The sequence below is a fragment of the Pseudomonas sp. A-R-19 genome, assembly GCF_019956575.1.
GTDB lineage: Bacteria > Pseudomonadota > Gammaproteobacteria > Pseudomonadales > Pseudomonadaceae > Aquipseudomonas.
Genome location: NZ_JAHBDR010000078.1, coordinates 35,699 through 45,543, shown reverse-complemented (window position 1 = coordinate 45,543; position 9,845 = coordinate 35,699). Strand labels below are relative to the sequence as shown.

8 protein-coding genes are annotated in these 9,845 nt (G+C 60.8%); 4 read left to right on the top strand and 4 right to left on the bottom strand.

Annotated features, from left to right (window positions below; genetic code table 11):
* Window positions 1-334: 334 nt before the first annotated feature.
* The gene (locus tag KGA88_RS22550; protein ID WP_110660755.1) at window positions 335-1,741 is read right to left on the bottom strand and encodes a purine-cytosine permease family protein; all 1,407 of its coding nucleotides are present in this window, start codon (window positions 1,739-1,741) and stop codon (window positions 335-337) included.
* Window positions 1,742-2,064: 323 nt separating this feature from the next.
* Here KGA88_RS22550 and KGA88_RS22545 point away from each other — a divergent pair, with 323 nt between their 5' ends.
* The 4 genes from KGA88_RS22545 to KGA88_RS22530 all read left to right on the top strand — a co-directional run bounded on the left by KGA88_RS22545 (window position 2,065) and on the right by KGA88_RS22530 (window position 6,273).
* On the top strand, window positions 2,065-2,550 hold the full coding sequence (locus KGA88_RS22545; protein WP_110660754.1) for a flavin reductase family protein: 486 nt from the start codon (window positions 2,065-2,067) through the stop codon (window positions 2,548-2,550).
* A gap of 231 nt (window positions 2,551-2,781) precedes the next feature.
* Complete coding sequence (locus KGA88_RS22540; RefSeq protein WP_223594359.1) at window positions 2,782-3,825, top strand: LLM class flavin-dependent oxidoreductase; 1,044 nt, start codon at window positions 2,782-2,784, stop codon at window positions 3,823-3,825.
* A gap of 406 nt (window positions 3,826-4,231) precedes the next feature.
* A complete protein-coding gene (locus tag KGA88_RS22535; RefSeq protein ID WP_223594357.1) occupies window positions 4,232-4,909 on the top strand; it encodes an isochorismatase family cysteine hydrolase in 678 nt (225 codons plus the stop codon).
* A gap of 5 nt (window positions 4,910-4,914) precedes the next feature.
* On the top strand, window positions 4,915-6,273 hold the full coding sequence (locus KGA88_RS22530; protein WP_223594355.1) for a purine-cytosine permease family protein: 1,359 nt from the start codon (window positions 4,915-4,917) through the stop codon (window positions 6,271-6,273).
* A gap of 285 nt (window positions 6,274-6,558) precedes the next feature.
* On the opposite strand, the gene KGA88_RS22525 is transcribed toward KGA88_RS22530, so the two are convergent.
* Genes KGA88_RS22525 through KGA88_RS22515 form a run of 3 tightly spaced genes read right to left on the bottom strand, consistent with a single transcriptional unit; the run spans window position 6,559 to window position 9,795 of the window.
* Complete coding sequence (locus tag KGA88_RS22525; protein WP_223594353.1) at window positions 6,559-7,905, bottom strand: glutamine synthetase family protein; 1,347 nt, start codon at window positions 7,903-7,905, stop codon at window positions 6,559-6,561.
* Between the two features lie 20 nt (window positions 7,906-7,925).
* Window positions 7,926-8,480 (bottom strand): helix-turn-helix domain-containing protein, encoded by a 555-nt coding sequence (locus KGA88_RS22520; RefSeq protein WP_223594351.1) that lies wholly within the window; start codon window positions 8,478-8,480, stop codon window positions 7,926-7,928.
* Window positions 8,481-8,505: 25 nt separating this feature from the next.
* Entirely contained in the window at window positions 8,506-9,795 is a 1,290-nt protein-coding gene (locus tag KGA88_RS22515) for an NAD(P)/FAD-dependent oxidoreductase (RefSeq protein WP_223594350.1), read from the bottom strand.
* Window positions 9,796-9,845: the final 50 nt, after the last annotated feature.

The window sequence follows — 9,845 nt, the reverse complement described above, 5'->3', positions numbered from 1 at the left end:
GGCGATGGATTCAAGTGCGCCGCGTTTATCCTGCTTACACGCGTTATCGTTAACGACCATCGCTGGCAAGCCAGCTCCTACAAGGGACCGCGTGACCTACAAATCCTGTAGGAGCCGGCTTGCCGGCGATGGATTCAAGTGCGCCGCCTTTATCCTGCTTACACGCGTTATCGTTAACGACCATCGCTGGCAAGCCAGCTCCTACAAGGGACCGCGTGACCTACAAATCCTGTAGGAGCCGGCTTGCCGGCGATGGATTCAAGTGCGCCGCGTTTATCCTGCTTACACGCGTTATCGTTGACGTCCATCGCGAGCAGGCTCGCTCCTACAGGGGTCAATCGACGTAGCCGAACTTCACCGCATGGCTTTGCTGCGCCTGGTTGCGCGTGGCGAGGCAGTAATACAGCGGGCATGTCACCACCAGCCCGACCAGCCACGACAGGTCCGCGCCGTCTACCAGATTGGCGTACGGCCCGACGTACAGTGAAGTATTGGCGAATGGCAGCTGCACGATGATGCCGATGAAGTAGGCAATGATCGCGTGCCAGTTGAAGCGCCCGTAGATGCCGCCGTCAGCGCGGAAGATCGAGGCGATGTCATAGCGGCGACGCTTGATCAGGTAGAAGTCGATCAGGTTGATCGAGGCCCACGGCACCAGCACCAGCAGCAGCGCCAGGATCAGGCCGATGAACTGCGAAATGAAATTCGTCGAAGCGCCCAGCGCCACCACGCAGCAGCCCGCCAGCACGATGCTCGACAACAGCACGCGCACCTTGATGCTCGGCGTCCACTGGCTGGCGAAGGTCTGGATCGAAGTGATGATCGACAGCACCGCGCCATACAGATTCAAGGCGTTGTGGCTGATGATATTGAGCAGGAACAACACCATGAGGATCGGCCCCAGCCAACCGGTGGACTGCTTGACCGCCGCCATCGCCTCGGTACCTTCCGGGGTTGCCAGTACCGCCACGGCACCGAAGGTGAACGACAGGATCGTGCCCAGTGTTGCCCCCAGGTAGGTGGCGAAGAACGGCCGGGTGATGCCGATGTCCGCCGGCAGGTAGCGCGAGTAGTCCGACACGTAAGGCGAGAAGCTGATCTGCCAGATGATCCCCAGCGACACCGTGGCCAGCCAGCCGGACAGGTTGAACGCACCGCGGGTGAAGAAGTCTGCCGGCAGGTCATGGGCGAAAATGTAGAGGAAACCGGCAAGCAACGCGCCGCCCATCACCCAGGTACCGATACGGTTGAGGGTATGGATGAAGCGGTAGCCGATCACCCCAATGGCGGTAGCGCTAAGGGCACCGATGAGGATGCTGGCCGGCACCGGGACCGATGGCGCAATGCCGACAATCGATTTACCCGCCAGCACGATGTTGGAGATGAAGAAGCCGATGTAGATCAACGCCGCGAAGAACACGATCAGCAGCGCGCCATAGCGGCCGAACTGGCCACGGCTCTGCACCATCTGCGGAATGCCCATGCACGGCCCCTGGGCCGACGCGAGGGCAATCACCACGCCGCCGACCATGTGCCCGAGCGCAATCGCCAGCAGGCCCCAGAACAGATTGAGGTGGAACACCTGGACCACCATGGCGCCGGTGACGATGGGCAGTGGCGCGATGTTGGTGCTGAACCACAGGGTGAAAAGATCGCGGGCCTTCCCGTGGCGCTCTGCGAGTGGAACGTAGTCGACCGTGTGGTTCTCGATCAACGGATCTTGCCGGGACATCTGGGACATGTGCATGAACTCGAGTTTGTCTGTTCTTATCTTTGTATGAAGCCAAACCGGGGGGACTCTCTGGCCGCCCCTCAGATGCGGACCATATTATGGTATTCCAAACTTTAAACAAGACTGATCCGGTCTTTGAACAAGCATCTGAACCGGCATCCTGCCCGATTCACACCGGCGTTTGCTAGCTTAAGGCCCCGTATTCATTGACTTTCCGACGAGAGCCGTACGTTTATCGGTTCACCTAAAAAGACCTTGCATTCGATGTATTACGGTATACCATCAGACCTACAAACCTATAAAAACGCGTCACACCACCCGAGGACCGTCCAATGATCGATGCCGCCATCTACAAACAAGTCATGGGTTCGTTCCCGTCTGGAGTGACCGTGATCACCACCCTGGATGACGACGGGCAGATCGTCGGCCTGACCGCCAGCGCCTTCAGCTCGCTGTCGATGGACCCGGCCCTGGTACTGTTCTGCCCCAACTACAGCTCCGATTCCTACCCGGTGTTGATCAAGAACAAACGCTTTGCCATCCACGTGCTGTCCGGCGGCCAGCAAACCGAAGCCTATGCCTTCGCACGCAAAGGCAAGGACAAGGCCCAGGGGATCGAGTGGACGCTCAGCGAGTTGGGCAACCCGATTCTGGCCAACGCCACGGCGGTCATCGAATGTGAACTGTGGCGCGAATACGAAGGCGGCGACCACGCCATCATGGTTGGCGCCGTGAAAAACCTGATCGTGCCCCGCCAGACCAGCGGGCCACTGGTGTATTGCCACGGCAAGATGGGTGCCCTGCCCGTTCTGGCCTGATCCCTCTGAAATCACCGCGTACCCCTGTGGGAGCGGGCTTGCTCGCGAAAGCGAACTTCCAGGCGACATAGGTGTTGACTGACACTCCGTCTTCGCGAGCAAGCCCGCTCCCACATTGGTTAGCGTTAGCCGCGAAGAGAAGTCATTTGCGGAAATAATGTATTATGGTATACCAATATTCAACAGGCCCGCGATCGACAGGCCAACAACAACAGATCCGAGGTAAGCGTCATGAAGTTTTCCCTGTTCGTACACATGGAACGTTGGGACGAAAGCGTCAGCCACCGCCAGTTGTTCGAAGACTTGACCGAACTGACCCTGATGGCCGAAGCCGGTGGTTTCAGCACCGTTTGGATCGGCGAACACCACGCCATGGAATACACCATCTCGCCGAGCCCGATGCCGCTGCTGGCTTATCTGGCGGGCAAGACCACCACCATTCACCTGGGCGCCGGCACCATCATCGCGCCGTTCTGGCATCCACTGCGGGTGGCCGGTGAGTGTGCATTGCTCGACGTGATCAGCAACGGGCGCATGGAAGTCGGTCTGGCCCGTGGCGCCTACCAGGTCGAGTTCGACCGCATGGCCGGCGGCATGCCTGCCTCCTCCGGCGGCCAGGCGCTGCGGGAAATGGTCCCGGTGGTGCGCGCGCTGTGGAACGGCGACTACGCCCATGACGGCGACATCTGGAAATTCCCGACCTCCACCAGCGTACCCAAGCCGATCCAGCAACCGAACCCGCCGATGTGGATCGCCGCCCGCGACCCGGATTCGCACAACTTCGCCGTGGCCAACGGTTGCAATGTCATGGTCACGCCACTGATGAAAGGCGACGAAGAAGTCCTCGACCTGAAGAACAAGTTCCAGGCCGCGCTGGACAACAATCCTGGCGTGCCGCGCCCGCAACTGATGGTGCTGCGTCACACCCACGTGCACACCGCCGACGATCCGCAGGGCTGGGAAGTCGGGGCCAAGGCGATCTCGAAGTTCTACCGCACCTTCGATGCCTGGTTCGGCAACAAGACCACCCCGGTCAACGGCTTCCTCGCGCCAAGCCCGGAAGAGAAATTCGCCGGGCGCCCAGAGTTCGAACTGGAGAGCCTGCACAGGACCGCCATGATCGGCACCCCGGAAGAAATCATTCCGCGCATCAAGTACTACCAGGAACTGGGGGTCGACGAATTCAGCTTCTGGTGCGATAACAGCCTGCCCCACGCGGAAAAGAAAAAATCCCTGGAGCTGTTCATCAAGCATGTGGTGCCAGCGTTCCGGTAGGCATTTGTCCCCTGTAGGAGCGAGCTCGCTCGCGATGGACGCCAACGATAACGCGCGCCTTCTGAATGACTGCGTTGCCCCGAAGTTTTTCGCGAGCAGGCTCGCTCCTACAGGTATGCATTTGTCCTGTGGGAGCAGGCGTTCCCACAAGGGTCGATTCCAATGCGTACTGGTCGTCTCCCATCACTCACCCTTCCTTCCGGCGCCGCGCGGGCTTACCTGCGCGGTGAATCGTGCGCCTCACACCTGCATTTCAAGCGCCTGCGCGCCAGCGTTGCGGCCAAGCAGAACGGCTTCTGGCAAATAGTTCACTGAGCCCACCCGAACAGCCAATCACGCATCCCGCGTCTCGCCATGGCCTGGCGCGTACGGTGCATCGTGTTTCGCCTTTGATCAGGTTTGCCCAATGAACAATAACAACGCGCTGTTGATCATCGACATGCAGCAGGAGGACGGTTTCGTCCTGGAGAACTTCGACAGGGTCATCGCCCAGACCGCCGCCCTGCTCGATACTGCCCGCCATCAGCGGATGCCTGTCATCTATACCCGCCACATCAATCAGGCCGACGGCAGTGACCTGCCCCCCGGCGAACCCCTGGCAACCGACGGTGGCCCCGGCAGCTACCGCGCCGGCACCCGGCAAGTGGAAATCATCGAGTCGCTGACGCCGCAGCCCGGTGAATGGGTCATCGACAAGGGGCGTTACAGTGCCTTTCACCGCACCGACCTCGAGGCCCGGCTCAAGGCACTGGAGGTCGACACGCTGATCGTCTGCGGCGTGCTGACCGATGTCTGCGTGCTCACCAGTGTGTTCGATGCCTTCGCCCTCGGTTATCGCGTGCGCCTGGTCAGCGATGCCTGCACCACGACCACCGAGGCCGGGCATTACTCGGCCCTGTTGATCATGGCCAACTGGGTCTATTCGCTGGAAATCCTCACCACGACCGAATGCCAGCGCGCCCTGCAACAACTCGATTACGTCAGCCTGATCCCCGGGCAGCCGGACCTGTTCGCCCACCAGCCCCACGAGCTGCCAGGCACCATCGCCCGCCTGCAATCCCATCTCGTCCGGACTCAGGAGTGATCGCCATGCAAGTCGAAAAACGAAGCATCGATTTCATCCCCGAGACCGAACGCCATGGCAAACCGGGTTCGCTGTTCTATATCTGGTTCGGCGCCAACATGAACATCACCACCATCGCCTCCGGCGTCTTGCCGGTGGTGATGGGGCTCAACCTGTTCTGGAGTGCGCTGGCGATCATCATCGGCTCGCTGCTGGGGGCGATTTTCATGGCCTCCCACTCGGCCCAGGGACCGAAGCTGGGCATTCCGCAAATGATCCAGAGCCGGGCGCAATTCGGCGTGTGGGGGGCGGTGTTGCCGCTGCTGTTCGTGATGCTGATCTACCTGGGCTTCTTCGTCAGCAACACCTTGCTCGCGGCCCAGGCACTGGAGTCGGTCAGCCCGCTGCCGATGTCCGGCAATATCTACCTGATCGGCGCGTTGTGTTTCGTCGTCGCACTCTATGGCTATCGGTTGATTCACCGCTTGCAGAAGCTGTTGTCGATCCTGTCGCTGCTGGTGTTCGTGGCCGCCACGGCGCTCGCCTTGCAGTTGCCGATCCCGACCGAACAATGGCTGCCGACCGGCTTCTCGCTGTCGAAGTTCCTGGTGGCGGTGAGCATCGCCGTGACCTGGCAGTTGTCCTACGCGCCTTACGTCGCCGACTACTCGCGCTACCTGCCGAGCAACACCCCGACTGCGCAGGTGTTCTGGTACAGCTACGCCGGCACGGTCAGCGGTGGCGCGTGGATGATGATTCTCGGGGCAATCCTGAGCGTCGGCATCGGCGACTTTTCCAGCAACGTCGGCGGGCATGTCGCCGGCTTGTTCGGCACTGGCGCGGTGCTGCTGTTCGCCTTCATCGTCTACGGCCAGGTGTCGATCAACGTGTTCAACCTGTACGGCGCGTTCATGTCGACCATCACCGTGATCGAGCCTTTCGCCCGACTCAAGGTGACCCCGCGAGTACGCGGCGTGTTCATGCTGCTGATCAGCCTGGTGGCCACGGCCCTGTGTACCATCAGTCAGGACGACTTCATCAACTTCTTCCTCAACTTCATCTTCTTCATGAGCTATTTCCTGATCCCGTGGACGGCGATCAATCTGGTCGACTACTACTGCCTGCGCAAAGGCCAGTACCGGATTGACGACATCTTCGACCTGAACGGCATCTACGGGCGCATCAACTGGATCGCCTGCGGCAGTTTCGTGCTGGCGATTGCCCTGGAGATTCCGTTCATGAACACCACGCTGTACGTCGGCCCGGTGGCCACGGCGCTGGACGGGGTGGATCTGGCGTGGATCGTCGGGTTGCTGGTGCCGGCGTTGAGTTATTACTGGTTGATGAAGCTCGGCAAGCGGGCGCTGGTGGCAGAATCCGCATAACGAAGATCGCCTGTAGGAGCTGGCTTGCCAGCGATGGTGGCTTGCCTGACACAGCGCATCGTCCGGTTCGCCAGCAAGCCGGCTCCTACAGGTCCGGGATAAATTCCAGGCAAAAAAAATCCCAGGCAGCTGATGGACGCCTGGGATTTAAAAATGCATAAACCGTGGTGGTGAACGCGGCGCGGATATTACGGAATATTTCACCCTGTAACAAGATATTTTTATTCACTATCCAGTTACTAATCGCTCTAAGCCCTTATATATCCACATATTTTCCAAGGGAAACTAGAGGAACCAGCGATACTCCCGCGCGCTGATATCATGCAAAAATGCCAGATGATCCTGACGCTTGTTTTCGCAGTAGACGTCCACAAACTCCGCCCCCAAGCCTTCGCGCAGCGAAGCATGACTTTGCATGGACTGCACGGCTTCAAGCATTTCCAACGGAAAATCGATGCCACTGCCGCGGTCTTCGTTGAGCGGTGCAATCGGCTCGCGCTCCCCTTCCAGGCCTTGCTCCAACCCCACCAGAATTGCCGCCAACGCCAGATACGGGTTGGCATCGGCGCCCGCCAGGCGATGTTCGATGCGCAGGTTCTTGACGTCCGACTCCGGAATACGCAAGCACGCATCGCGATCCTCGAAACCCCAACTGGCGCGGGACGCGACGTTCACGGTGCCGCTCAAGCGGCGCATGGCGTTGTGGTTCGGGGCAAAAATCGGCATGCAGTGCGGCAATACATCCAGGCAACCGGCCACGGCATGGCGCAGCGCCCTCTGCCCGTTCGCCGCCAGCAGGTTGTTGCCAGCCTGGTCATACAGGCTGACATGCACGTGCATGCCGCTGCCGGGGTGCTGCAGGTAGGGTTTGGCCATGAAGCTGGCGCGGTAGTTGTGCTTGAGCGCCACGCCCCGGGTGCTGCGGCAGAACAGGGCGGCCCAGTCGGCGGCGCGCAGGCCGTCATCGCAATGGCCGAAGTTGATTTCGAACTGGCCCGGGCCGAGCTCGGCGGTGATCACCGTGGCATCGACGCCTTGCTCACGCGCGGTCTCGACCATTTCATCGAGCACCGGGGCGAATCGCGACAAGCGCTCGATGTGCATGTTCGGCTGATCATCGGCATCGCCGCTCAGCTCGTCACGGGGAAATTGCGGCAAGCCGTCCTTCAGGCGGCTGTCGAACAGGTAGAACTCCAGCTCGAAGGCCACCACCGGGAAAATGCCTTTACGATGCAGCCGGTTCAACACCCGCGCCAACACTTCGCGTGGTTCGAACTCGATAGGTTTTTCCGTGCCGTCGGAGGTGATCAGCATCTGGCCCAAGGGCTGCTTTTCCCAGCTCACCAACTTCAAGGTGCCAGGCACCAAGCGGCGCAACGCATCCGGGTCACCGTCGTTGAAGCAGTAATCACCGATCTTGAACAGCCCGCCCTGAGTGCCGAGTAGCACGCAGTTCTGCGGCAGCTTCAGGGCACTGCCGGCGGCGACTTTTTCCAGCATCTCGATCGGGTAGCGCTTGCCGTAGAAATGCCCCGGAATGTCCAGGGAGATCAGGTCGACGTAACGCACTTCGGGGTTGCAGTGGCGGAAGTTGCGAACCTCGGCCAGCAGTTCAGAGCACACAGCATCCATCGTTTTGTTCCTTGTTGTTATCAGGTGTAAACCCAAAGCACGCGGGTCGGTTGGTCGGACAGGTTGCCGTAGCGGCAGTGCGCATGGCTGGCCAGTTGAAAGCTGTCGCCGGGATGCAGGGTCACCGGTTCGTTGTCGTCGAGCCACAGGGTCAGCTCGCCTTCGAGGACGTAACCGCCCTGCTCCGAGCTGTCCTTCATGTGCCGGTCACCACTGCTGGCGCCGGGCTCCAGCTGGCTTTCGAGCATCGAGAACGAGGCGCGCATTTTTGGCGAGACGAGGATGTCGGTGATGCCGTCGGCGTAGTACAGCGTGCGGCGCTCGTCCGGGCGGGTGACCCAGGGCAAGGCCATGGGTTTGGGCAGGCTGTAGAAATAGGTGGTCGGCACGCCCAGGGTTTCGCTGATGGCGGTCAGGTCCGCCACCGTCGGGCGCGACAGACCGCGCTCGACCTGGGACAGAAAACCGACCGAGCGACCGATTTTGTCCGCCAAGTCCTTCAGGGTGTACTTCTTGTGCTTGCGCAGGTCCTGGATCAGGATCGCCAGCGCCGAGATTTCTTCTTGCATGTCCATCTAGAGGCTTCCAGAAAGTGTCGCTTCAAATGCTGTCGCGCAGTCGATACCAGGCCTTGCCGATGGCTTCCAGCGGAGCGGCCAGGTATTTGCCGCCGGGAAAACTGCCGTTGTTCAGGTCCTGGTACAGGGACAATTCGTCGGGCTGACCGAGTACCGCGTCAGATACCGCCCGCGCCGCGGCCAGTGTCGGCAGCACACCATGCCCGGAATAACCCTGCATCCAGTACAGATCACCTCGCCGGCCGATATCCGGGGTGCGCTTGAGGGTCAGGTCGATGTGTCCGCCCCAGGCAAACTCCAGCTCGACGCCGGTGAGCTGCGGGAACACACGTTCGAGGAACGGTCGGGTCGCCGCCGCGATGTCCTTGGGCATCCCGCCCAGGTAAGTGCAACCGCCGCCGAACAGCAGACGGTTATCCGGGGTGCGACGGAAATAATCGAGCACGAACTGGTTGTCGGTCACGCACACGTTGCTCGGCAGCAGCGCCGTGGCCTGGTCCTTGGTGAGCGGCGCGGTCGCCACCTGATAAGTCCCGACCGGCAACACGCAACTGGCCAGTTGCGGGTCGAGCCGATCGAGGTAAGCGTTGCACGCCAGCACCAGCACATCGGCGCGAATACGACCGCGCTCGGTCGTCACAACAAAACCTTCGCCCTCCTCGCCATAGCTCAGCGCCTTGCTTTGCTCATGGATGCGGCCACCGGCCCGCTCGATCGCATCGGCGAGACCCAGGGCCAGTTTCAGCGGATTCAAATGCCCGCCCTCGGGATCGAACAGGCCGGCCTGATAACGCTCGCTGGCCACCCACTGGGGCAAATCGCTGCGCTCGATAAATTGCAGTTTGTCGTGGCCCCACTTGTGGCTGGCCTCGTGTTGCCACTCATTCAGCAGCCCCACCCGACGCGGCATCACCGAGGTCCACAGGTGACCCGCGCGGTAGTCGCAATCGAACTCATGCCGGCCGGGCAAGTCACGCAGCTCGCGCGCGGCCCAGCGCATGCCGTCCCACAATCGCCGCGCCCGCTCGTAACCCAGCGCCGCTTCCAGCGGTGGCATGTCGCACGACCAGCCGAGAATCGCCTGCCCGCCATTACGCCCGGACGCCGCCCAGGCCACCCGGCTGGCTTCGAGCAGGGTCACGCGCTTGCCGGCCAGCGCCAGGCGCAAAGCCGTGTGCAGTCCACTGAAACCGGCCCCGATGATCAGCACTTCGGTGTCTGACTCGCCTTCCAGAGCGGCTCGATGGACCAGGCGATCGGCGCAGGAATGGGCGTAGTAACTGGCGACATGCTGAGTGGATTGCTGAAACATACGGCCTCATGAAATTTTCTATTTATAATTTCATGAAAAAATACACTTTA

Excerpts from the sequence above, each read along its gene's own strand:
- KGA88_RS22540 (WP_223594359.1), top strand. The coding sequence starts at position 2,782 with ATGAAGTTTTCCCTGTTCGTACACATGGAACGTTGGGACGAAAGCGTC.
- KGA88_RS22535 (WP_223594357.1), top strand. The coding sequence starts at position 4,232 with ATGAACAATAACAACGCGCTGTTGATCATCGACATGCAGCAGGAGGAC.
- KGA88_RS22525 (WP_223594353.1), bottom strand. The coding sequence starts at position 7,905 with ATGGATGCTGTGTGCTCTGAACTGCTGGCCGAGGTTCGCAACTTCCGC.
- KGA88_RS22515 (WP_223594350.1), bottom strand. The coding sequence starts at position 9,795 with ATGTTTCAGCAATCCACTCAGCATGTCGCCAGTTACTACGCCCATTCC.
- KGA88_RS22530 (WP_223594355.1), top strand. The coding sequence starts at position 4,915 with ATGCAAGTCGAAAAACGAAGCATCGATTTCATCCCCGAGACCGAACGC.
- KGA88_RS22550 (WP_110660755.1), bottom strand. The coding sequence starts at position 1,741 with ATGTCCCAGATGTCCCGGCAAGATCCGTTGATCGAGAACCACACGGTC.
- KGA88_RS22520 (WP_223594351.1), bottom strand. The coding sequence starts at position 8,480 with ATGGACATGCAAGAAGAAATCTCGGCGCTGGCGATCCTGATCCAGGAC.
- KGA88_RS22545 (WP_110660754.1), top strand. The coding sequence starts at position 2,065 with ATGATCGATGCCGCCATCTACAAACAAGTCATGGGTTCGTTCCCGTCT.